We start from the raw sequence: 20,764 nt of genomic DNA on the forward strand, positions 1-20,764 counted from the left end.
GCTGCCATGGCGCTCCTGCTGCTCACCGCGACCGCTCAGGCCGGCGATCCGCCCACGGCCTTCAATCAATGCAAGGCCTGTCATAAGGTCGAAGCGGGCAGGAACGCCATCGGACCGTCGCTCTTCGGAATCGTCGGCATGAAGGCCGGAAGTGTCGCGGGCTATCAGTACAGCCCCGCCATGAAGAATTCCGGACTCACGTGGGATGACGCCACCCTTACTAAATACTTGGCCAGTCCCAAAGACACGGTCCCCGGCACCAAGATGGCCTTTGTCGGCCTGAAGAAGCCGGAGGAGGTCGCGGCTGTCATCGCCTATCTGAAAACCTTGAGGTGAACGCCGGCCACGGCGTGCGCACCCGATGAGGCGAAGAGCCGGCGGTCCTTCGGCCCGCTCTCTTCACCGGATGGCCTCGAAGCGGAGCGGGCCCGAGCCGCTCGCTCCGCCGACTTGACGACCATCTGAACCCGCTCCGCCGCTCAGTAGAGCACGCTCGCGTAGCGCCGCAGCATGTCTTCCTGCGTCTCCGGCAGCGCCTCCAGGCCGGCATGGTCCTTCAGCATCTCGCCCATGGTCGGCAGGGCCGAACGCGCGATCTGCGCGTCCTGGCTCCACAAGGCCGAGCGCATGAGCGACTTGGCGCAATGCAGGTAAGCCGAATCGACCGTGATCTTCAGGACGCTCGCCGGCAGCTTGCCCGCCACCGCGAAGCGCGCGCACAGCGCAGCGTCGGCATGAATCTCCGCCCGCCCGTTCACCCGTAAGGTCTCGTCCACGCCGGGAATGAGGAACAGCAGCCCCACGCCGGGGCGCTCCAATATGTTTTCGAGGCTATCGAGCCGGTTGTTACCGGGGCGGTCGGGCAGGAGAAGCGTGGTGTCGTCCTCCACCGCCACAAAGCCGGGCTGGTCGCCCCGGGGCGACACGTCCATGGAGCCGTCGGCACCGCCGGTCGCCAGCAGCACGAACGGGCTCAGCGCGATGAAGTGGCGGCAATGTCGGTCGAGAACATGAATTTCCTTGGCCACGGAGCGGCCGTGCGCGGGCTTGTAAAGGGTACGCAGCGCCTCGCGGCTCTCGATTTTGCTCATGGATGCTCTCAGGGCTTGATGACGAGTTGGACCCGGTCGGCCGCGAAGCTGGCGCGGCCCCATTGCAAGGGCGTGCCGTTGGCCTCCACATCCACCCTTTCCACCACCATCACGGCCCGGCCGGGGCTGAGCGACAAGCGTTCCTGTTCGCTTTCGTTGGCGGGGCGTGCGGAAACGCGGGTTTCCCGGCGCCGGAAATCCAGAATGCCAATGGTGGCGAGCGCCCGCGTCAGCGAGCCGGTGGCGGCATAGACGAGGTCGAGGTCGCGGCACCGCGCCTGGGGGAAATAGGCCCGCCCGCAGGAAATGGGGACCCCATCCGCCTCGTGGATGGTCTCGATGGAGAGCACCGGCGTGCCTTCGGGAATTTCAAGCGCCAGGGCCACTTCGCGGCTCGCCGGCTCGACCACCGAGCCGAGGCAGCGGCCGAACGGCTCGCGCCCATTGGCGGAGACGATCTCGCAGAAACGGGTGCGCGCGCCGATGGGATAGCGCAGCGGCGCTTCCTTCACGAAGGTGCCGCGGCCAGCGGTGGCCTCGATCATCCCCTGCTCGGAGAGCACGGCCAAGGCGCGCCGCACGGTGTGGCGGTTGACGCCGAAGCGCAGCGCGAGGTCCGCCTCCACCGGCAGCCGCGCGCCCGGCGCGTACACACCGGAACTGATCTCGCCCTCGAGGCGCTCGGCGATCTGTTTCCACAGCGCGATGCCCGAGCCGCGCTTCACATCCACTTCCACCGTTTCTGTCATCGCAGCGTGACCCATTTCGTCCATGGTCGTCACCGTTCCCCTCATTTTTGCGACCGCTTTGCCCGGCCGCCTTGCTTATTTGTATATATCATTATACAAAGTAGTTCCAGAGGCACCACACGATACCTCCAATCGGCAGATCGCGCTGCAGCCTGACCCGAGGATCGAGCGCAATGAACGACAGCCCGGACGAAGCAACCGCCCGCCGCATTGAAATGATGCGCCTTCTTTCCCGCGCCACGCAGGAAGAATTAGACGCCGCCGTTGAACGATTCGCACCCTTGCCGCCCTTGCGGGAGCTGCGGGCGCCGGATGTCGGCCTCGCCATGCTGCGCGGCCGCGTCGGTGGCGACGGCTCGCCCTTCAACCTGGGCGAAGCGACCGTGACGCGCGCTGCGGTGCAACTCGAATCAGGGGCCACCGGTGTCTCCTACATGCTCGGACGCGAGCCAAAACGCGCGCGAGCCGCCGCCATCCTTGACGCCTTATGGCAAGACGAAGCCCTGCGCGGCGCCGTCGAACTGGCCCTCGCCCATGTACGCCGCCGGCTTGACGATGAAGTGACGCAGGGTGCCGCGAAGACGGAGGCGACCAAGGTGAATTTCTTCACGATGGTACGGGGAGAAGATTGATGCCCGCCACAGCATTGGCGCCCGGCTTCGCTGACGCCCCGCGCGAGGCGCAGGAAGTCTTCAAGGCGGTGATGTGGGCGCTCGCCCAGCCCGGCCGCCCGGTGCCCCTGCCCGGCCGTCTCGCGCCCCCGGCGCCGCTCTCGCCCGAAATCGCCACCATCGCTTTGGCGCTGCTGGATTACGAGACCCCGGTCTGGCTCGACCCCGCCTTGGCCGCCGCGCCGGCGGTGGTCGCCTTCCTACGCTTTCATACCTCTGCCCCACTGGTCGAGGCGCCCGCCGCCGCGCGCTTCGCCCTGGTGGCTGACGCCGCCGCCATGCCGGATTTCACGCACTTCGCCCTCGGCGAGCCGGATTATCCCGACCGGTCCACCACCCTGATCGTCCAGGTGGAGCGCCTCGGCGAAGGTCCGCTGCTGCTGGAAGGGCCGGGTATTGCGACCCGCGTCGGCTTTGCCGCCGCGCCCCTGCCCGCCGATTTTGCCGCCCGCCTTGTCGCCAACCGGCAGATCTTTCCGCTGGGCGTGGACCTCATCCTCGTCGCGCCGGGGGCCGTGCTCGGCCTGCCCCGCTCGGCGCGTGTCATCGCGGAGGCCTGAGCCATGTATGTGGCCGTAAAGGGCGGCGAAGCCGCCATCCGCAACGCCCATGCCCTGCTCGCCGAGACCCGGCGCGGCGATCCCGAGGTGCCGGAAATCGGCATCGACCAGATCGCCGGACAGCTCACCCTCGCCGTCGACCGCATCATGGCCGAAGGCGCCCTCTACGATCGCAGCCTCGCCGCGCTCGCCCTGAAGCAGGCGCGCGGCGACATGATCGAGGCGATCTTCCTGGTGCGCGCCTTTCGCACCACCTTGCCGCGCTTCGGCTATGCCCTGCCGGTGGAAACCGGCCCCATGCGCGTGCGCCGGCGGGTTTCCGCCACCTTCAAGGATCTGCCGGGCGGGCAGGTTCTGGGGCCGACCTTCGACTATACCCACCGCCTGCTGGACCCGAGCCTCGCCACCTTCGCCGCCGCCCCCGCACGGGAGGCCGCCACGCCTCCCGTGGCGCCCTCGGTGGCGCCGCCCGATCCACCGGTCGCCATGGCACGCGTCACGGACCTGCTCGGCGACGAGGGGCTGATCGAGGCCTCGCCGCCGGACGAGGGTCGCGAACCCGGCGACATTACCCGCGCGCCCCTCACCTTTCCCGCCGATCGGTCGGTGCGCCTGCAGAATCTGGCGCGCGGCGATGAAGGGTTCCTGCTGGCCCTCGGCTATTCGACCCAGCGCGGCTATGCCCGCACCCATCCCTTCGTCGGCGAGGTGCGCATGGGCGAGGTGGAAATCAGCATGTTCGTGGAGGAACTCGGCTTTGCGGTTCCGCTCGGCGAAATCACCCTCACCGAATGCCAGATGGTGACGCAGTTCCAGGGCTCGGCGCAGGTGCCACCGCAATTCACGCGCGGCTACGGCCTCGTGTTCGGCCAGAGCGAGCGCAAGGCCATGTCCATGGCGCTGGTGGAACGCGCGCTGCGTCATGCCGAGCTGGGCGAGGAGAAATCCGCCCCCGCCCAGGATGCGGAATTCGTGCTCTCCCATTCGGACAACGTGCAGGCGACCGGCTTCGTCGAGCATCTGAAACTGCCGCATTATGTGGATTTCCAGGCCGAGCTGGACCTGGTGCGCCGCATGCGCGCGACCCACGCCCAGCCCGCCGAGGACGCGGGCGAACATGCGGAGGCGGCGGAATGAGCCAGATGCCGGCCATCACCTATAATTTCGCCTATCTGGACGAACAGACCAAGCGGATGATCCGCCGGGCGATCCTGAAGGCCATCGCCATTCCCGGCTATCAGGTGCCGTTCGCCAGCCGCGAGATGCCCATGCCCTATGGCTGGGGCACCGGCGGCGTGCAGGTCACCGCCTCCATCCTCGGGCCGGACGACGTGCTGAAGGTGATCGACCAGGGCTCGGACGACACCACCAATGCGGTCGCCATCCGGGGCTTCTTCGAGACCACGGCCGGCGTCGCCACCACCACCCGCACACAGGACGCCACCATCATCCAGACGCGCCACCGCGTGCCCGAGGCGCCGCTCCACGAAGGGCAGGTGCTGGTCTATCAGGTGCCGATTCCCGAGCCGCTGCGGTTTTTGGAGCCGCGCGAGAGCGAGACCCGCAAGCTGCACGGCCTCGCCGATTACGGCCTGATGCATGTGAAGCTCTATGAGGACATCGCCCGCCACGGCCATATCGCCACCACCTATGCCTATCCGGTGTCGGTGTCGGGCCGCTATGTGATGGACCCCTCGCCGATCCCGAAGTTCGACAATCCCAAGCTGAACGACAGCCCGGCGCTCCAGCTGTTCGGCGCCGGACGCGAGCAGCGCATCTATGCGCTTCCCCCGCACACCCGCGTGGTGTCGCTGGATTTCCAGGACCACCCCTTCACGGTCCAGCATTTCGCGAAGCCCTGCGCCCTGTGCGGCGCGAAGGGAGTCTATCTCGACGAGGTGGTGCTCGACGACAAGGGCGGGCGCATGTTCGTGTGCTCGGACACCGATTATTGCGCCGAGCGGCGCGACGCCGGCCATGTGGGCGAGTTGGGCGTGCCCGTGGACGGCGCGCCGGGCGCATCGGCGGAGGACGCCGCATGAGCGTGCTCGACGCCCCCACCCTCACGGTTCGCCACGCCACCGAAGCGGACCTGCCGGCAGTGCTGGCGCTCTATGCCCAGCCCGGCATGGACGACGGCGCCATGCTGCCGCTGGACGCGGCAAAGGTCCTGTTCCGCCGCTTCAGCGACTATCCGGACTACAAGCTCTATGTCGCCGAGGCGGGCGGCACGGTGGTGGGCACGTTCGCCCTGCTCATCATGATCAATCTCGGCCATCTCGGCGCGCCCTCGGCGATCGTCGAGGATGTGGTGGTCGCGCCCCACATGCAGGGCGCCGGCATCGGGCGCGAGATGATGCGCGTCGCCATGGCCCATGCAGCGGAGAAGGGCTGCTACAAGCTCGTCCTCTCCTCCAACCAGAAGCGCGCGCGCGCCCACGCCTTCTACGAGCAGCTCGGCTTTGCGCGCCACGGCCTCAGCTTCCATATCGAGCTTGCGGGAGAGGATGCATGAGCGCCCTTGCCGACGACGATCAGCCGCTGCTCAGCGCGCGCGGCCTGACGAAATTCTACGGCGCCCGGCTCGGCTGCCGCGATGTGGATCTCGATGTCCATCCCGGCGAGGTGGTGGCCATCGTGGGCGAATCCGGCTCGGGCAAGTCGACGCTGCTCGGCCTGCTCTCCACCGAGCTTGCGCCCACCGGCGGCGCCGTCTCCTACCGCATGCGCGACGGCGTGATGCGCGATCTCGCCGATCTCGCCGAGGCCGAACGGCGGCTTTTGCTGCGCACCGATTGGGGTTTCGTGCGCCAGCACGCCGAACAGGGCCTGCGGATGGCGGTCTCCGCCGGCGGCAATGTGGGCGAACGGCTGATGGCGGTCGGCTGGCGGCACTATGGCGAGATCCGCGACGAAGCCGGCGACTGGCTCGACCGGGTCGAGATCGCCCGCGACCGCATGGACGACGATCCGCGCACCTTTTCCGGCGGCATGCGCCAGCGCCTGCAGATCGCCCGTAATCTCGTCACCCGCCCGCGCCTCGTGTTCATGGACGAGCCCACCGGCGGCCTCGACGTTTCCGTGCAGGCCCGCCTGCTGGATCTGGTGCGCTCGCTGGTGGCCGACCTTGGCCTGGCGGTGATCATCGTCACCCACGATCTTGCCGTCGCGCGGCTCCTCTCCCACCGCATCCTGGTGATGCGCCACGGCCGGGTGATCGAGGAGGGGCTGACGGACCAGGTGCTCGACGACCCGCGCGAGCCCTATACCCAGTTGCTCGTCTCCTCCGTGCTGGCGGCATAAGGAGCCTCGCGATGAACACCCACATCTCTCCCACGCCGGCTGCCGACGGCGTCCACACACGGGCCGTTCCGCTTCTGCAAGTGAAGGGCCTCTCCAAGGCGTTCACGCTGCATCTGCGCGACGGCATGCGCCTGCCGGTGGTGGAAGGCGTGAGCTTCGAGGTACGCGCCGGCACCTGCGTCGCGCTCGGCGGCCCCTCGGGCGCCGGAAAAAGCTCCATCCTCAAGATGGTATTCGGCAATTACCGCACCGATGCCGGCGCGATCCTGATCGCCGACGGCGCCGAGCAGGTGGACGTGGCCCGCGCCGCGCCACGCCGGGTGCTACGGTTGCGGCGCGACCGCATCGGCTATGTCAGCCAGTTCCTGCGCGTCATTCCCCGCGTCTCCACGCTGGACGTGGTGGCCGAGCCGCTGCGCGCCGAGGGCGTGGAGGCGCAAGCCGCCCTGGCGCGGGCGCGCACCTTGCTCGCCCGCCTCAATCTGCCCGAACGGCTCTGGGGCTTGCCGCCCGCGACCTTTTCCGGCGGCGAGCAGCAGCGGGTGAATATCGCCCGCGGCTTCATCGGCGCCCAGGGCCTCCTGTTGCTGGACGAACCCACCGCATCCCTCGACGCCGCCAACCGCGCCGTGGTTATCGAACTGATCCGCGAGAAGAAGGCCGAGGGCGTCGGCATGCTCGGCATCTTCCACGATGGCGAGGTGCGCGAGGCGGTGGCCGATCTGGTGGTGGACGTCTCCGGTTTCTCCGCCGCGCATTAGGCGCGGTCCCCCTTCCACCTGTCGCCGGAGTGCGCCTCCGCGCGCGGCGATGCGATGAAAAGGCCTTGCCATGTCCGACCCGACCGCTTCCGGTTCCGAGAGCGTTTTCGCCAATGCCCGCATCGTTCTGGCCGACGAGGTCCTGAACGGCCACGTGCGCGTACGCGACGGGCGGATCGTCGAAATCGGCACCGGCGCGGTGCCCGCCGGCGCCGAGGATCTCGCGGGCGATTATCTGCTGCCGGGCCTCGTGGAACTGCACACCGATCATGTGGAAGGCCATCTCGCGCCCCGTCCCAAGGTGCGTTGGAACCCGGTGGCGGCGGTGCTCGCCCATGATGCGCAGATCGCCGCCTCGGGCATCACCACCGTGTTCGATTCGCTCCGGGTATGGCCGGACCGGCGCGCCGTGGGCATGGATGGCGATGCGCCCCTGCTGGCCACCGCACTCGCGGAAGCCCGCGCCGCCGGGGCGCTTCGGGCCGACCATCTCATCCATCTGCGCTGCGAGGTGGCGACCGACACGGTGGTGGAAGAAGCGCAGGCGATCATGGATGCGCACGACGTGCGCCTCGTCTCGCTGATGGACCACACGCCGGGTCAGCGCCAGTTCGCCACCATCGACCAGTTCCGCAGCTATTATAAGAAGAAGAGCGGCATCACCGACGAAGAGATGGACATCATCGTCAAGGCCCGCCTGGAGTTCCATAGCCGTTTTGCGCGCGAGAATCGCGCCAGCCTCGTCGCCATCGCGCGGGATCGGGGCATCGTGCTGGCGAGCCACGACGACGGCACCGACGCCCATGTGGAGGAAGCCATCGGCGACGGCGTGGCCATCGCGGAATTCCCCACCACTCACGAGGCCGCCCACCTCTCGCATGCCGCCGGCATCCGCGTGCTGATGGGCGCGCCCAATCTGGTGCGTGGCGGCTCACACACCGGCAATGTCTCCGCCCAGTCCCTGGCGCAGGCGGGCTTGCTCGATATCCTGTCGTCGGATTATGTGCCGTCTAGCCTTTTATGGGCTGCCTTCGATTTGACCCAGCGCGAAAGCCAGATCACCTTGCCGCAAGCCGTCGCCATGGTCACCCGCACGCCCGCCGCCGCCGCGAGCCTCACCGATCGCGGCGAGATCGCACCGGGCAAGCGGGCGGATCTGGTGCGGGTGCGCCTCGCGGGGGAATTGCCCGTGGCCACCGCCGTGTGGCGCGAGGGGCGGCGCGTGGCATGAGCCTGATGCAGGACGCGATCGCCGAGGCGGCGCGGCCGCTCGGCCCCGGCGCGCTGATCCTGGTGGTCGGCCCCTCCGGCGCCGGCAAGGACACGCTGCTGGACATCGCCCGCGCGCGTCTTTCAAAAAACGCGAACGTGCATTTCGCGCGCCGGCTGGTGACCCGCCCGGCAGGCGCGGGCGAGGAACACGGCACCTTGAGCGCGCGGGAGTTCGCCGCCCGAGAGGGGGAATTCGCCCTCTCCTGGCAAGCGCACGGCCTCTCCTACGCCCTTGGGGCGGAAGTGGCCGCCCAGGTGCGCGCGGGCCATGTGGTCGTGGCGAACGGCTCGCGTGCCACCTTGCCGGAGGCCCGCAAGCGCTTTTCCCGCCTGTTCGTGGTGCATGTGAGCGCGCCGGTGGCCCTGCGCGCCGCCCGCCTCGCCGCCCGCGGGCGCGAAGCGGAGGACGATATCCGCGAGCGCCTGGAGCGGGCGCCGCAGATCGACCTTCAGCCTGATCTCTTGCTTGAAAATGTCGGCCCGGCAGAGGAATGCGGCACGCGCCTCGCCGATTTCATCGCCGCGCACGCGCCCGCCTGAGCCTGCCGCGGGCGCGCCCTTTCGGCGCCGGCCAAAGACCGGGCCGTCGGGATTAATTGCGATAATGCTGAATGCGCGTGGTGCGCAGGCCGGGCAAGCCGTGCTGGTCGATGGAAGCCTGCCACGAGAGGAACTCGTCCACCGTGAGCGTATAGCGCTTGCACGCCTCTTCCAGGCTGATGAGCCCGCCGCGCACCGCCGCCACCACTTCCGCCTTGCGTCGTATCACCCAGCGTCGAGTGTCCGGCGGCGGCAGATCCGCGATGGTCAGCGGGCTCCCATCGGGCCCGATCACGTATTTCACCCTAGGCCGATAGGCATCGGTCATTGCTACGCTCACCCATTACTCAACCCAACCCAGGGCGAACGTGACAGGCGGCGATGAAGATTTCCCTAAAGGACAATAAAAAGGTGTTATTTACTTCTATTAACGCGAGTTAAAATCTATAACTTATGTGTAAATGCGCAAGTCATACTCACATGATTGCCATTGCTACACACGATAACTGGAAACGAAAACGCCAACGCCTCCCGGCGCAGAAAGACGAATCGAAACAAACCCCACAAAACGGCAACCGCCGCGCTCCTGCTTTACGCAAGGCACGGCGGCTTCCAATGGTATTGGGGGATGCCCGCCGCGTGACGGGCGGGGAATTACCCCTCGATCCGGTCGAAATCGGCGATCGCACGCGTGGAAGCGCGGATCTCATCCAGCAGTTTGAGGCGGTTGATGCGCAATTGCGGCTCGGGGGCGTTTACGGTCACCGCTTCGAAGAAGGTGTCCACCGGGCCACGCAGATGGGCCAATGCCGCCATCGCCGCCGCATAATCCTCCTGCGCCACCGCTTCCACCACCTGAGGCTTGACGGTTTCGATCATTGCCGCGAGGCGTTCCTCGGCCGGCTCGACGAGGAAGCGGGCGTCTGCCGGCCCCTCATAGCGCTCGCCGTCCTTTTTCTCCTCGATACGCAGGATGTTCACCGCGCGGCGATAGCCGGCCAGCAAGGTCTTGCCGTCTTCGGTCTCCAGGAAGCGCTGAAGCGCCTCCACGCGGCGCACGATCAGCAGCAGATCGTCCTGGTTCGCGAGGCCGAACACCGCGTCCACCAGATCGTGGCGCGCGCCGCGCTCGCGCAGATGCACTTTCAGCCGCTCGGCAAAGAAGGCGAGCAGGTCGCGCGCCACGTCGCCGGAGAGGGTCTGTCCCTCGGCCCGCTCCATGGTCTGCGCATCCGCGCCGGGCGCCAGCTTCAGGATCCGCCGGGCGAGGCCCTGCAGCAGGTCGCTGACCACCTTGTCGGCCAGCGCACCCACGCGGAACACATCGTGCGGGTGGCTGGCGTAATGCGCCTCCCCGAGGATTGGCCGCGTCGCCGAGACCAGAAGCGGCAGCAGTGGCAGGCGCAGGTTATTGTCGAGCACGATGCGGATGACGCCCAGCGCGGCGCGGCGTAGCGCGTAGGGATCCTTCGAGCCTGTCGGCTTCTCGTCGATCACCCAGAAGCCGACCAGCGTATCGATCTTGTCCGCCAGCGCGACGGCGATGGACACCGGCGCGGTGGGCACGCGGTCTGAGGGACCTTGCGGCTTGTAATGATCCTCGCTTGCGGCGGCGATCTCGGCGGGAAGGCCCTCGCCCTGGGCATAATAGCGGCCCATCAGGCCCTGAAGCTCGGGGAACTCGCCGACCACCTCGGTCAGCAGGTCGGCTTTCGCCACCCGCGCGGCACGCGCGGCGAGCGCGGGATCGGCGCCCACATGCGGCGCGATCTCCTCTGCCAAACGGGCGATGCGCGCAATGCGCGCGCCCTGGCTGCCGAGCTTTTCATGGAAGGTGACAGAATCGAACTTGCCGAGCCGGCCTTCCAGCGTGCCCTTGCGGTCCGTGTCCCAGAAGAATTTCGCATCCGACAGGCGGGCGCGGATCACCCGCCCGTTGCCGGCGATGATCTGCACGCCGCCGTCGCTCGCGGCGATGTTGGAAATCAAAATGAAGCGGTTGGCGAGGCGCCCGGTCTTCGGATCCTTCAGCACAAAGCACTTCTGGTTGGCACGGATGGTGGCGCGGATCACCTCGTCGGGGATGGAGAGGAACTCCTCCTCGAATTGACCGATCAGCACCACGGGCCATTCCACGAGACCGGCCACTTCCTCCAGCAGCGCTTCGTCCTCCACGAGGTCCAGCCCGTGAACCAGGGCGAGGTCCTTCGCGTCGGCGAGGATGATGTCCTTGCGGCGGTCGCGGTCGACCACCACCTTGGCGGCCTCCAGCTTGGCGAGATAATCCTCCAGCCGCCGCACCTTGATGGGCGCCGGGGCCAGGAAGCGATGGCCGTGGGTGATGTCGGAGGAGACGATGCCGTCGATCTCGAAATGCACCACCTCCGGGTCTTCGACCTCGGTGCCGAAGGTGCACAGGATGGAATGCAGCGGCCGCACCCAGCGCAGGCTGCCCGTGCCCCAGCGCATGGATTTCGGCCAGGGGAAGGTGCGCACGATCTGCGGCACGATCTCGGCGATGACCTCGGTGGTCGGCCGCCCAGGCCGCTCCACCACCGCGACGTAGAAATCCCCCTTCTTGGGGTCGCTCTGAATGCTCGCCTGATCGATGGAGGCAAGGCCGGCGCTCTTCAGGAAGCCCTGGATGGCCCCGTCCGGCGCGCCGACGCGCGGCCCCTTCTTCTCCTCGCGCGTATCGCTCTGCCGGCCCGGCAGGCCGTGCACGGCAAGCGCGAGGCGGCGCGGCGTCACGAAGGCTTTCGCGCCCTCATAGAGCAGGCCGCGCTCCACCAGGGCATCGGTGACGAGCTTGCGGAGCGATTCCGCCGCCTGCGCCTGCATGCGGGCGGGGATTTCTTCGCTGAACAGTTCAAGGAGCAGGTCGGGCATTGGCTTTGGCTCATCCTCCCGCAAGACGGGGGGCGGCGCGCGGGCGCCTTCTGGAGTGAAGTCAGGTCTGGCTGTTGCCTAGAGGGTTTCGCGTATCGCGTCGAGATGGCGCGTCCGCCTGTTCGCGATCCAGCGGCATTCCGCTGCGGTCCTCCATGGTGAGGAGACCGGCCAGCGCGATGGCCGCGAGCACGATGAGATAGAGCGCGGGCGCCATGGCGCTGTCCAGCCGCTCCTGGAGAAACACGGCGACGATGGGCGCCGTGCCGCCGCCGATGCCGACGCCGAGATTCCAGCTGATCGCCACCGCCGAGCAGCGGGTGCGGCGCGCGAACATTTCCACCAGCGTGCCGGGCATGGTGCCGCCGCCGAGCGCGATCAGCACCGCAAAGCCCAGTTGCCCGAGGAACACCTCCTCGGCCACCGCGCTGCTCAGCAGGCGGAACAGCGGCCAGGAAAACACGATCATCCCGAAAAACCCGGCGCCGAGCACCCATTTGCGTCCGATGCGGTCGCTGAGGGCGGCGAAGACCACGCACAGGATCAGCGTCACCATCATGTTCGCGGTGTTCATCTGAAGCGCCACGCGCGCGCTGAGATGGTCCACCTGCTGCATGTAGGTCGTGAGATAGACGAAGATCAGATAGAAGATCACGCCGATCAGGAAGGTCATGGCATTGGCCCGCAGGATCGCGCGCCAATCCTCCCGGAAGGCCCGCACCATGGGCGGCTCCTCCCCGGCTTGCGCCGTGCCCGCATCCTGCACCATGGAATTGCGCACGAACAAGGCGAACGCGCCGAGCACCACGCCGAGCAGGAAGGGAATGCGCCAGCCCCAGTCCACCAATTGATCCTGTGTGAGGAACGAGGCCGTCAAAGCGCCGACGCCAGAACCCAGCAGCGTGCCGCCATTGCTGCCCACGGTGGAGAAGGAACTCACCAGCCCGCGCCAGCGCGGCGCGCTGTTCTCCGCGAGGAAGACCGCGGAGGTGGTGAACTCTCCGCCGATGGAAACACCTTGGGCGAGGCGCAGGACCAGCAGCAGCACCGGGGCCGCCGCGCCCGCCATGGCATAGGTAGGCAGCAGGCCGATCGCGACCGTGGAAACCGTCATCAAAGCGGCGGATATGAACAGCGCCCGCTGGCGTCCGTAGCGGTCACCGATATGCCCGAACAGCACGGCACCGAGCGGCCGCATGAGAAAGGACGCCGCGAAAATGCCGAACGCCGACAGAAGGCCGATGACCGGGCTGGAATTGGGGAAGAAATTTTTCGCAAAAATGCTGGCCAGGAAGCCGTAGGCAGCGAAATCGTACCATTCCAGCAGGTTGCCCGCAGCGCCCGCCGCCAGCATGTGGGGCGTGACCGGCCTTGGTGGCGCGGGCACGGGGCAATCCATGGGCATCGCATCGCTCATGGCGCCTTCCCCACTCCCCTTGCGCCTCAGGCAGCGGCGCCGCCGGCCTCGGTCTTCAGCCAGGCCGCCCCGCAGCCCTTGGCGAGTTCGCGCACCCGCAGGATATAGCTCTGTCGTTCGGTGACCGAGATCACGCCGCGCGCATCCAGCAGGTTGAAGACGTGCGAGGCCTTGATGCACTGGTCATAGGCCGGCTGAGCCATCAGATGGCGCTCGCCCACATCTCCGTCCGCGAGATATTTCGCGCAAGCGGCTTCCGCCATCTTGAACTGCTCGAACAGCATGTCGGTGTCGGCATATTCGAAATTATGGCGCGAATATTCCTTTTCCGCCTGCAAGAACACATCGCCATAGGTGGTCTTCTCGGCGCCCTCGCGACCGTTGAAGTTCAGGTCGTAGACGTTCTCCACGCCCTGCACATACATGGCGAGGCGTTCCAGGCCATAGGTCAATTCACCGGAAACCGGGGCGCATTCGAAGCCCGCCACCTGCTGGAAATAGGTGAATTGCGAGACTTCCATGCCGTCGCACCAGCATTCCCAGCCGAGGCCCCAGGCGCCGAGCGTCGGGCTCTCCCAATCGTCCTCGACGAAGCGCACGTCATGGAGCGCGGTGTCGATGCCAATGGCGGCGAGTGAGCGCAGATAGAGGTCCTGGAGGTTGTCCGGCGAGGGCTTCAGGATCACCTGGAACTGGTAATAATGCTGTAGCCGGTTGGGGTTCTCGCCATAGCGCCCGTCCTTCGGGCGGCGCGAGGGCTGCACATAGGCGGCGCGCCAATGCTTCGGGCCCAGCGCGCGCAGCGTGGTCGCAGGATGGAAGGTGCCGGCTCCCACTTCCATGTCATAGGGCTGCAGCACGACGCACCCCTGGTCCGCCCAGAAGCGCTGGAGCGCGAGCAGGAGGCCCTGAAAGGAACGGTCGGGCCGCATATGCGACGGAAGCGTGGGATCGATCATGGCATCGTTCTGACTGCGGCGACGGCGCGGCTCGCGGGCGGCGGCCCCGCCGCTTCCCGCTGCACACCGCGACCTCTGAGGACGCGAGGCGCTCCCTTGGGAACGCGCGCGGACACTAGGCGGGAGGCGAAGGGAGATCAAGCAGCGGCCCATTGGTTCCCGCCTAGCGTCACGCCACCGCTCAAACTTTGTGTGATTGAACCAGTTAGCCGAGCTCGCGTTGGGTGCGCAGTGGGAGTTCACTTAAGGAGAACACGACATGCGCAAACTCACTCTGGCCACGGCAGCGTTCCTGGCCCTTTCGACCATCGGCGCGTCCGCCCAGATGAGCGGGACCGCAGCCGGACAGGATCCGCACAAGGGTCCGGCCCAGGAAGGCGGCCGCACCCAGGCCACCCCGGGTGCCAGCGGTTCCGGCGCGATCGCACCCATGGACAAAGCCGCTTCGCCCACCCCGCGTTCCGGCACCACTGCCGCCGACCCCCATTCGGGTCCCGCGCAGGAAGGCGGTCGCGCTCAGGCCTCGCCGGGCGGTAGCAGCACCAGCGGCGGCGTCATCGACAGCACCGGCTCCATCACCCCGCGCAGCGGCACCGCTGCCGGACAGGATCCGCACAAGGGCCCGGCGCAGGAAGGCGGCCGCACCCAGGCCACCCCGGGTGCCACCCGCTGATCGACCTAAGAGCCGTTAGTTAAGTAAAAACGCCCGGAATGCACTGCATTCCGGGCGTTCTCGTCTACACAGATCCGTCTGGGGTCAGCCGCGTGTGCGGGCCCGCACCATGTAATCGTCATAGGTGTATTCGACGATCTGCCACCAGAGGTATTCCTCATTGCGGAACGCCTTGGCGTGATCGTGGACTTTCTTGAAGTCCGGGTTCTTGGCGCCGATTTCCTCATAAAGTTCCTGGGCGGCCTTGTAGCAGGCGTCCATCATTTCATTCGGGAACCGGCGCAGCTGGGCGCCCGCCTTCACAAGGCTCTGAACAGCCTTCGGATTCTTCGCATCATAATTGGCGAGCATATCGCCATTGGCCTGGGCGGCGGCGCTGCGCAGCACGGCCTGGTAGTTCTTCGGCAGCTCGTTCCACTTCTCCTGATTGTAGAAGAAGGTCAGCGAGGCGCAGCCCTCCCACCAGCCAGGATAATAGTAATATTGAGCCACCTTCTGCAGGCCGAGCTTCTCGTCGTCATAAGGGCCGACCCATTCGGCCGCGTCGATCGTGCCCTTTTCCAGCGCCGGATAGATGTCGCCACCGGCCAGCTGCTGCGGCACCACGCCGAGTTTGGCCATGATCTGCCCGGCGATGCCGGCGATGCGCATCTTCAGGCCCTGCAGATCCTGCACGGTCTTGATTTCCTTACGGAACCAGCCGCCCATCTGGCCGCCGGTGTTACCGCCGGGAAGCATGTAGACATTATATTTCTTGTAGAATTCGTTGAGCAGCTCCAGGCCGCCACCATGGTAGAACCACGCATTGATCATGCGGGCGTTGAGGCCGAACGGAAAGGCCGAGCCGAACGCAAAGGTGGGGTCCTTGCCGACGTAATAATACGACGCCGTGTGGCACATCTCGACGGTCTTGTTCTGCGTCGCATCCAGGGCCTGGAGGCCGGGCACGATTTCGCCGGCGGCGAAGACCTGAATCTGAAACTTGCCGTCGGTCGCTTCGGACACCGACTTCGCCATCAGCTCGGCTGCGCCGTAAATGGTGTCGAGGGACTTGGGGAAGGACGAGGTGCAGCGCCACTTCACTTCCGGCATCGTCTGGGCGATCGCCGGCATGGCGATGGCGGTGGACGCTGCGACGCCCGCTCCGGCGGCGGTGAGGAACTCACGGCGTTTCATTGATTGCACTCCCTGAAATTCTTTTGTGACCACCTGCGTAAGACCAAAGTGTCGCGGGGTCATCCGCGACTTTCTTCTAACGGATGCAACCCCACCTTGGCGACCGGCGCCATGGAGAAAATTCACCACCGCCGAAGCATCTCGCCGATGTGATCTATTCGATCACGATCCGCGGCGCCTTGCGTGCGCTCGCGCCGAGCCGATCCATGGAGGCGCGCACATTGCGTGCGATGTCGCGATAGATGTCTGCTTGCGGGCTCTGTGGATCGCTGACGAGGATCGGCACGCCGGCGTCCGACATCTCGCGGATGCGCATGTGCAGGGGAATCGCGCCGAGGAACGGCACGTTCATCTTCTTCGCCTCGTCCCGCGCGCCGCCATGGCCGAAGATGTCCGAGCGCTCGCCGCAATGCGGGCACAGGAAATAGGACATGTTCTCCACCACGCCGAGGATCGGCACGTTCACGCGATTGAACATGGCGATGCCACGCCGCGCGTCGATCAGCGCCAGGTCCTGCGGGGTCGAAACGATCACCGCACCGGCCAGGTTCACCTGCTGGGCCATGGTGAGTTGTGCATCCCCGGTGCCGGGCGGCATATCCACCACCAGCACGTCGAGCGGCCCCCATTTCACTTCGCGCAGCATCTGCGACAGGGCCGACATCACCATCGGCCCGCGCCAGATCATGGGCGTGTCTTCTTCCACCATGAAGCCGATGGACATGAGCTGCAGGCCGAAATTCTCCAGCGGCAGCATGGTGCGCCCGTCCACAAGTTCCGGCTTGCCGTGCACGCCGGAAAGGCGCGGCACGGACGGGCCGTAGATGTCCGCATCCAGCAGCCCGACCTTCAGGCCGAGGTCTCGCAGGCCGAGCGCCAGATTGATGGCGACCGTGGATTTTCCCACCCCGCCCTTGCCGGAGGCGACCGCGATGATCGCATTGACGCCGGGCACCTCGATGGCGCGCGCGGGTGCGCCTCCCGGTGCGCCATGGCTGTGACCCGCCGCGGCAGGCGGAGCGCCGGCGGGGCGCGCGCCCATCTTGCGCTCGGCGGTCAACGCCACCAGCGCCGAGGCAACGCCCGGCAGTGCTTTTACCGCCGTCTCGGCGGCGATGCGCACGCTTTCCCAGGCACGCGCCTGCGCCGCGTCCACATTGATGGAGAGATAGACCTTGCCGGAGGTGACGACGACACCGGACAGGGCGGGCGAGGCGGACAGCGGCACACCCTCGGGGGTGCGAACCTGAGCGAGCGTCGCCCGAACCTCGGCTTCCGTCACTTCGGACATTCGGCGTCTCCTTCATGGACCGACACCCGCGAAATCGGGTGACCGCCTCACATTCACGTGGGGGCGGTAAAGCATCAGGTGGCGGGAGGCAAGGCTCGGCACAAGGTGGCGCGGCTCGAAAGATGGGCGACCCGGTGCGCCACGCCCTCTCAGCGCGCCGACAGGGCGTGGCGCACCTCTGCGCGCAGCTCGGGCAGCACCTCGGCCTCGAACCAGGGGTGGCGCTTCAGCCAGCCGGTGTTGCGCCAGGAGGGATGGGGCAAGGCATAGATGCGCGGGCGCACCGCTGCCGCCCGCACCGCGCGCCAATTCTCCACCGTCTGCGTCAGGCTGGAGCCGAGCAGGCCGCCGAGGCCGAGCCGGCGGAAATGATAGGCCTGCGCCGGTCGGCCGATGGTCAGCACGATTTCGAACTGCGGCAGGGCGGCAAACAGCCGGTCGTGCCAGAGGCTGGCACATTCCCGGCGCGGCGGCAGGTCGCCGCCGGCCGCATCCTGGCCCGGAAAGCAGAATCCCATGGGGGCGATGGCGATGCGCGAGACGTCGTAGAACTCGTCCTTGCTCACGCCCATCCAGGCGCGCAGCCGATCCCCGGAAGCATCGGTGAACGGAAGCCCGGAGAGATGCACCTTTGTGCCCGGCGCCTGGCTCGCCACCAGGATTCGCGCGGTTCGCGACACCCGCAGCACCGGACGCGGCATATGAGGCAGCGGCGCGCCGAACGGCGCCTCGATGCACGCGCGGCACGCCGAAATGGCCGCGACCAGCGCATCCAGTCCACCGGCCGGCGCCGGGGCTTGCGGGCCCTGCCCCTCCCCCGCGACCGGCTTGGTCGGTTTATCGTCCATCCTCAATATGCCGTGCCCAACAGGCGGTCGCGGCCACACGCCGCGATCCCGATCCCCTCATATGGGTCGGCGGCGACGCTGCGAAAGGGCCGGACGCTCAGGCCTTGAAGCTCGGGCGCGCGCTTATCTCGGACCGCCAGCGGGCGATATTCTTCAGCTCGGCGGGAATCTCGATCCGTGCATTCACGGCGAAATCCATCGCAACGGCGGCGGTGATGTCGGCGACGCTGAAGTTCTGGCCGGCGACGAACGGGGCGCCATCCAGCTGGCCATCGAGAAAGTTCAGGAAGTTCCGCACTTTCGGCTTGTTGGCCTCGCCCCATTCCTTGACCTGGGGCTGCTCGCGCTCGGCCATGCGGGGATGCAGGTGGCGAAAGGCGAACTGGATCGCCATGAGGAGTTCGATCTCCACCATGCGCTGCCACATCTCCACCACGCCCTGTTCGGTGGGCGAAGTGCCGAACAGGCGCGGCTCGGGCTGAACCGCCTCGAAATAGCGACAGATGGCAATGGTTTCGGCGATGACCGTGCCATCGTCCAGTTCCAGCACCGGCACGCGGCGGCGCGGATGCAGCTTCACGAATTCATCCTGCCAATGCTCAAGCTTGGTCAGGTTGATTTCCACGGTGGGAACGCTGATGCCCTTCTCCGCGAGGAAGATCGAGACGCGCCGGGGATTGGGCGCTCCGGTCGTCTGGTACAGCTTCATGGCGTTGCCTCCGTTGCTCCCGCACTGACCATGGAGGCCGCACACGGTCAAGCACGTGTTTACCGCTTTACCGTGGATGTTCGGCCCGCCACTCCGCCGGGCGCTGGAAGCGGCCGCGCCACAGGCCCCGGCGCGCCCGCTGGGCGTTTTCCTGCGCCACCCGTGCGGCGGTCCCCGACAGCGCCAGGGCAAGGCCTTCCCGCACCAGAACGAGGGCGATGTCCTGCCCCTTCGCGATGCAGGTGCCGAGCCGGCGCCCATACACGTCGGTGCCCCGCAGGCGACAGGTCACCAGGGGCACCGCGAGGAGTTCCTCCAGCCTGCGGCGCGCCTCGGCACCGCAAGGCCAGAGGGTCTCGGCCGCCTCGCAGGTCTGCGCCAGTTCGGGCGCGTCGATGCCGTCCAACCGCACCCGAAGATCGAGGATGCGCAGCGTATCGCCGTCGATGGCGAAAGCCGGCCCCGCCACTTCGTCGGCGCGGGTGAGAAGCGCCGCCAGCGCGGCAAGGCCGAGCAGCAGGGCGGCGGCGGTGAGCAGATCGCGCAGGCGCATAGGGTGGAGAACGCGATTCTCGTGCGCATGGTCAACACGAGGGAGGCGCGTTAAGGTTTCGTTAACCCTCCTCAAGCAGGAGTCATTGCGGAACCTCCCGGCGGCAGACTCACCTGCCCGGCGGGAGCGCGGAAGGTTTGGGCCATGGAACGCCCCTTCGGCTCTGGCGCTCGCCCCGCCCTCGCCCCCTCAGGGGCCGGGATGGAGCGCGGCGGATTCCGTGAGGCGCAAGGCATATCGACCGGCCCCGTCCCGCAGCCAGACAGCCCCCTCCGCATTGCCCACGTGGAGGCGCGGCAGGCCGCCGGGCGCCTTTTGGCGGCCACCGTGGCGGCCCTCGGGCTCGCCGGTCTTGCCGTCCTCTTCCACCCCGCCAGCCTGTATGCCGGCCTGTGCGCCGTGGCTGTGGCCTACGCCGCCCTGCACGCGCGGCGCCTGTATCGCGCGCTCGACGCTGGTGAACGCGCGGCGACGGCCCAAGCACAAGAAGGCGCGCGCGCCGAACGGGCGGTCGCCGACGCGCGGGCCGAAAACGCGGCCAAGTCGCGCTTCCTCGCCGAGATGAGCCACGAATTGCGTACACCGCTGAATGCCGTGCTCGGCTTCTCGGAAATGATGGCCCAGGAGGTGCTCGGCCGCCATGCGGTTCCCACCTACGGCGACTATGCCCGCGACATCCATGCGTCCGGGCGCCATCTGCTGGCGCTTGCCGATGACATATTGGACGTTGCCCGGATCGAGACCGGCCACCGCACGCTGCTGGAAACGGCCGTCTCGCTGGAGGCTCTGGCCCAGGATTGCACCCATATGATGCGGCTCGCGGCCAATGCGAAGGCGATCCGCCTCAGCTGCCTCGCCCCTCCGCCCGTGCCGCGCCTGTGGGCGGACGAGCGCGCCCTGCGCCAGATCACGCTCAACCTGCTCGCGAATGCGGTCAAGTTCACGCCGGTCGGCGGCGCGGTGACGCTTCACGCGGGATTGACCGACACGGGCACGCCCTTCTTCGCCGTAGAGGATACCGGCCCCGGCATCGGTGAAGCCGAGCTGCCGTTCGCCCTGGCCGCAAGCCATCACGAAAGCCGGCTGGATCTGACCACCGGGCGCGGCGCCGGGCTCGGCCTCGCGATTGCGCGCGGCCTTGCCGCCCTGCACGGGGCAACCCTGACGCTGGAGAAGCGGCCGAGCGGCGGCACACGGGCGCAGGTCACCTTTCCCGCCACGCGGACGCTGCCTGCGGCGGAAGAAGATCATGCGGACGCGGGCGCCGCCCGGCAGCCGCGCTTCGCACCGGCCGCAGAATAG

General features: G+C 67.4%; 23 protein-coding genes. 12 read left to right on the top strand and 11 right to left on the bottom strand.

All coding sequences use genetic code 11. The annotated features are described in order from the left end of the window. The first annotated feature begins 6 nt into the window (after nucleotides 1–6). Nucleotides 7–336, top strand: a complete 330-nt coding sequence (locus V5F68_RS14920; protein WP_394013317.1) for a c-type cytochrome — start codon at nucleotides 7–9, stop codon at nucleotides 334–336. A 143-nt stretch (nucleotides 337–479) separates the two neighbouring features. Here V5F68_RS14920 and V5F68_RS14925 read toward each other — a convergent pair whose 3' ends face one another. Together V5F68_RS14925 and phnF are read right to left on the bottom strand one after the other, a co-directional pair. Beyond that, complete coding sequence (locus tag V5F68_RS14925) at nucleotides 480–1,091, bottom strand: pyridoxamine 5'-phosphate oxidase family protein (protein WP_394013318.1); 612 nt, start codon at nucleotides 1,089–1,091, stop codon at nucleotides 480–482. Between the two features lie 8 nt (nucleotides 1,092–1,099). Then, nucleotides 1,100–1,864, bottom strand: coding sequence for a phosphonate metabolism transcriptional regulator PhnF (gene phnF / locus V5F68_RS14930; RefSeq protein WP_394013487.1), 765 nt, complete (start codon nucleotides 1,862–1,864; stop codon nucleotides 1,100–1,102). Nucleotides 1,865–2,013: 149 nt separating this feature from the next. Between phnF and phnG the strand changes: the two genes are divergently transcribed. The 9 genes from phnG to phnN all read left to right on the top strand — a co-directional run bounded on the left by phnG (nucleotide 2,014) and on the right by phnN (nucleotide 8,947). Further along, nucleotides 2,014–2,472: a phosphonate C-P lyase system protein PhnG gene (gene phnG / locus V5F68_RS14935; protein ID WP_348847329.1), complete on the top strand. Its 459-nt coding sequence runs from the start codon at nucleotides 2,014–2,016 to the stop codon at nucleotides 2,470–2,472. Next, nucleotides 2,472–3,071, top strand: a complete 600-nt coding sequence (phnH, locus tag V5F68_RS14940; RefSeq protein ID WP_394013320.1) for a phosphonate C-P lyase system protein PhnH — start codon at nucleotides 2,472–2,474, stop codon at nucleotides 3,069–3,071. The genes phnG and phnH overlap by 1 nt, the downstream gene beginning before the upstream one ends. Nucleotides 3,072–3,074: 3 nt before the next feature. Continuing rightward, nucleotides 3,075–4,208, top strand: a complete 1,134-nt coding sequence (locus V5F68_RS14945; protein ID WP_394013321.1) for a carbon-phosphorus lyase complex subunit — start codon at nucleotides 3,075–3,077, stop codon at nucleotides 4,206–4,208. A 5-nt stretch (nucleotides 4,209–4,213) separates the two neighbouring features. Continuing rightward, a complete protein-coding gene (locus V5F68_RS14950) occupies nucleotides 4,214–5,113 on the top strand; it encodes an alpha-D-ribose 1-methylphosphonate 5-phosphate C-P-lyase PhnJ (RefSeq protein ID WP_394013488.1) in 900 nt (299 codons plus the stop codon). After that, entirely contained in the window at nucleotides 5,110–5,586 is a 477-nt protein-coding gene (locus tag V5F68_RS14955) for a GNAT family N-acetyltransferase (protein WP_394013323.1), read from the top strand. Before V5F68_RS14950 ends, V5F68_RS14955 begins: the two co-directional genes overlap by 4 nt. Next, entirely contained in the window at nucleotides 5,583–6,374 is a 792-nt protein-coding gene (phnK, locus tag V5F68_RS14960; protein ID WP_394013324.1) for a phosphonate C-P lyase system protein PhnK, read from the top strand. The genes V5F68_RS14955 and phnK overlap by 4 nt, the downstream gene beginning before the upstream one ends. Before the next feature lie 11 nt (nucleotides 6,375–6,385). Continuing rightward, nucleotides 6,386–7,135: a phosphonate C-P lyase system protein PhnL gene (phnL, locus tag V5F68_RS14965; RefSeq protein ID WP_394013325.1), complete on the top strand. Its 750-nt coding sequence runs from the start codon at nucleotides 6,386–6,388 to the stop codon at nucleotides 7,133–7,135. Between the two features lie 70 nt (nucleotides 7,136–7,205). Beyond that, nucleotides 7,206–8,366: an alpha-D-ribose 1-methylphosphonate 5-triphosphate diphosphatase gene (locus V5F68_RS14970; protein ID WP_394013326.1), complete on the top strand. Its 1,161-nt coding sequence runs from the start codon at nucleotides 7,206–7,208 to the stop codon at nucleotides 8,364–8,366. Then, nucleotides 8,363–8,947, top strand: coding sequence for a phosphonate metabolism protein/1,5-bisphosphokinase (PRPP-forming) PhnN (gene phnN / locus V5F68_RS14975; RefSeq protein ID WP_394013327.1), 585 nt, complete (start codon nucleotides 8,363–8,365; stop codon nucleotides 8,945–8,947). Before V5F68_RS14970 ends, phnN begins: the two co-directional genes overlap by 4 nt. A 52-nt stretch (nucleotides 8,948–8,999) precedes the next feature. On the opposite strand, the gene sciP is transcribed toward phnN, so the two are convergent. The 4 genes from sciP to V5F68_RS14995 form a co-directional block, all read right to left on the bottom strand. Beyond that, the gene (sciP, locus tag V5F68_RS14980; RefSeq protein ID WP_348847339.1) at nucleotides 9,000–9,275 is read right to left on the bottom strand and encodes a CtrA inhibitor SciP; all 276 of its coding nucleotides are present in this window, start codon (nucleotides 9,273–9,275) and stop codon (nucleotides 9,000–9,002) included. 326 nt (nucleotides 9,276–9,601) lie between these two features. Then, on the bottom strand, nucleotides 9,602–11,836 hold the full coding sequence (glyS, locus tag V5F68_RS14985) for a glycine--tRNA ligase subunit beta (RefSeq protein ID WP_394013328.1): 2,235 nt from the start codon (nucleotides 11,834–11,836) through the stop codon (nucleotides 9,602–9,604). Between the two features lie 61 nt (nucleotides 11,837–11,897). Continuing rightward, nucleotides 11,898–13,253, bottom strand: coding sequence for an MFS transporter (locus V5F68_RS14990; RefSeq protein ID WP_394013329.1), 1,356 nt, complete (start codon nucleotides 13,251–13,253; stop codon nucleotides 11,898–11,900). A 26-nt stretch (nucleotides 13,254–13,279) separates the two neighbouring features. Next, nucleotides 13,280–14,209, bottom strand: coding sequence for a glycine--tRNA ligase subunit alpha (locus V5F68_RS14995; RefSeq protein WP_394013489.1), 930 nt, complete (start codon nucleotides 14,207–14,209; stop codon nucleotides 13,280–13,282). Nucleotides 14,210–14,471: 262 nt separating this feature from the next. Here V5F68_RS14995 and V5F68_RS15000 point away from each other — a divergent pair, with 262 nt between their 5' ends. Further along, complete coding sequence (locus tag V5F68_RS15000) at nucleotides 14,472–14,885, top strand: hypothetical protein (protein ID WP_394013330.1); 414 nt, start codon at nucleotides 14,472–14,474, stop codon at nucleotides 14,883–14,885. Between the two features lie 84 nt (nucleotides 14,886–14,969). Here the strand turns inward: V5F68_RS15000 and V5F68_RS15005 are convergent, their stop codons facing one another. From V5F68_RS15005 to V5F68_RS15025, 5 genes are all read right to left on the bottom strand, one after another. Beyond that, entirely contained in the window at nucleotides 14,970–16,061 is a 1,092-nt protein-coding gene (locus V5F68_RS15005) for a TRAP transporter substrate-binding protein (protein ID WP_348847344.1), read from the bottom strand. 154 nt (nucleotides 16,062–16,215) lie between these two features. Beyond that, nucleotides 16,216–17,352 (bottom strand): Mrp/NBP35 family ATP-binding protein, encoded by a 1,137-nt coding sequence (locus V5F68_RS15010; RefSeq protein WP_394013331.1) that lies wholly within the window; start codon nucleotides 17,350–17,352, stop codon nucleotides 16,216–16,218. 149 nt (nucleotides 17,353–17,501) lie between these two features. After that, a complete protein-coding gene (locus V5F68_RS15015) occupies nucleotides 17,502–18,200 on the bottom strand; it encodes a uracil-DNA glycosylase family protein (protein ID WP_394013332.1) in 699 nt (232 codons plus the stop codon). A gap of 97 nt (nucleotides 18,201–18,297) precedes the next feature. After that, nucleotides 18,298–18,909 carry a glutathione S-transferase family protein gene (locus tag V5F68_RS15020; RefSeq protein ID WP_394013333.1) on the bottom strand — a complete coding sequence of 204 codons (612 nt, stop codon included), beginning with the start codon at nucleotides 18,907–18,909 and terminating at the stop codon, nucleotides 18,298–18,300. Between the two features lie 67 nt (nucleotides 18,910–18,976). Beyond that, on the bottom strand, nucleotides 18,977–19,462 hold the full coding sequence (locus V5F68_RS15025; RefSeq protein ID WP_394013334.1) for a thermonuclease family protein: 486 nt from the start codon (nucleotides 19,460–19,462) through the stop codon (nucleotides 18,977–18,979). A 144-nt stretch (nucleotides 19,463–19,606) separates the two neighbouring features. On the opposite strand from V5F68_RS15025, the gene V5F68_RS15030 reads away from it, so the two are divergent. Continuing rightward, complete coding sequence (locus V5F68_RS15030; protein WP_394013335.1) at nucleotides 19,607–20,764, top strand: sensor histidine kinase; 1,158 nt, start codon at nucleotides 19,607–19,609, stop codon at nucleotides 20,762–20,764.

The sequence above is a fragment of the Roseixanthobacter pseudopolyaromaticivorans genome (assembly GCF_043195145.2).
In the GTDB taxonomy this organism is placed as follows: Bacteria; Pseudomonadota; Alphaproteobacteria; order Rhizobiales; family Xanthobacteraceae; genus NCEH01.

Coding starts and splice junctions, on each gene's coding strand:
- V5F68_RS15025 (WP_394013334.1), bottom strand. CDS start 19,462: ATGCGCCTGCGCGATCTGCTCACCGCCGCCGCCCTGCTGCTCGGCCTT.
- V5F68_RS14920 (WP_394013317.1), top strand. CDS start 7: ATGGCGCTCCTGCTGCTCACCGCGACCGCTCAGGCCGGCGATCCGCCC.
- phnL (WP_394013325.1), top strand. CDS start 6,386: ATGAACACCCACATCTCTCCCACGCCGGCTGCCGACGGCGTCCACACA.
- phnH (WP_394013320.1), top strand. CDS start 2,472: ATGCCCGCCACAGCATTGGCGCCCGGCTTCGCTGACGCCCCGCGCGAG.
- V5F68_RS14925 (WP_394013318.1), bottom strand. CDS start 1,091: ATGAGCAAAATCGAGAGCCGCGAGGCGCTGCGTACCCTTTACAAGCCC.
- phnK (WP_394013324.1), top strand. CDS start 5,583: ATGAGCGCCCTTGCCGACGACGATCAGCCGCTGCTCAGCGCGCGCGGC.
- V5F68_RS14970 (WP_394013326.1), top strand. CDS start 7,206: ATGTCCGACCCGACCGCTTCCGGTTCCGAGAGCGTTTTCGCCAATGCC.
- V5F68_RS14955 (WP_394013323.1), top strand. CDS start 5,110: ATGAGCGTGCTCGACGCCCCCACCCTCACGGTTCGCCACGCCACCGAA.
- phnF (WP_394013487.1), bottom strand. CDS start 1,864: ATGGACGAAATGGGTCACGCTGCGATGACAGAAACGGTGGAAGTGGAT.
- V5F68_RS15015 (WP_394013332.1), bottom strand. CDS start 18,200: ATGGACGATAAACCGACCAAGCCGGTCGCGGGGGAGGGGCAGGGCCCG.
- V5F68_RS15005 (WP_348847344.1), bottom strand. CDS start 16,061: ATGAAACGCCGTGAGTTCCTCACCGCCGCCGGAGCGGGCGTCGCAGCG.
- phnN (WP_394013327.1), top strand. CDS start 8,363: ATGAGCCTGATGCAGGACGCGATCGCCGAGGCGGCGCGGCCGCTCGGC.
- V5F68_RS15020 (WP_394013333.1), bottom strand. CDS start 18,909: ATGAAGCTGTACCAGACGACCGGAGCGCCCAATCCCCGGCGCGTCTCG.
- V5F68_RS15010 (WP_394013331.1), bottom strand. CDS start 17,352: ATGTCCGAAGTGACGGAAGCCGAGGTTCGGGCGACGCTCGCTCAGGTT.
- V5F68_RS15030 (WP_394013335.1), top strand. CDS start 19,607: ATGGAACGCCCCTTCGGCTCTGGCGCTCGCCCCGCCCTCGCCCCCTCA.
- glyS (WP_394013328.1), bottom strand. CDS start 11,836: ATGCCCGACCTGCTCCTTGAACTGTTCAGCGAAGAAATCCCCGCCCGC.
- sciP (WP_348847339.1), bottom strand. CDS start 9,275: ATGACCGATGCCTATCGGCCTAGGGTGAAATACGTGATCGGGCCCGAT.
- V5F68_RS15000 (WP_394013330.1), top strand. CDS start 14,472: ATGCGCAAACTCACTCTGGCCACGGCAGCGTTCCTGGCCCTTTCGACC.
- phnG (WP_348847329.1), top strand. CDS start 2,014: ATGAACGACAGCCCGGACGAAGCAACCGCCCGCCGCATTGAAATGATG.
- V5F68_RS14990 (WP_394013329.1), bottom strand. CDS start 13,253: ATGAGCGATGCGATGCCCATGGATTGCCCCGTGCCCGCGCCACCAAGG.
- V5F68_RS14945 (WP_394013321.1), top strand. CDS start 3,075: ATGTATGTGGCCGTAAAGGGCGGCGAAGCCGCCATCCGCAACGCCCAT.
- V5F68_RS14950 (WP_394013488.1), top strand. CDS start 4,214: ATGCCGGCCATCACCTATAATTTCGCCTATCTGGACGAACAGACCAAG.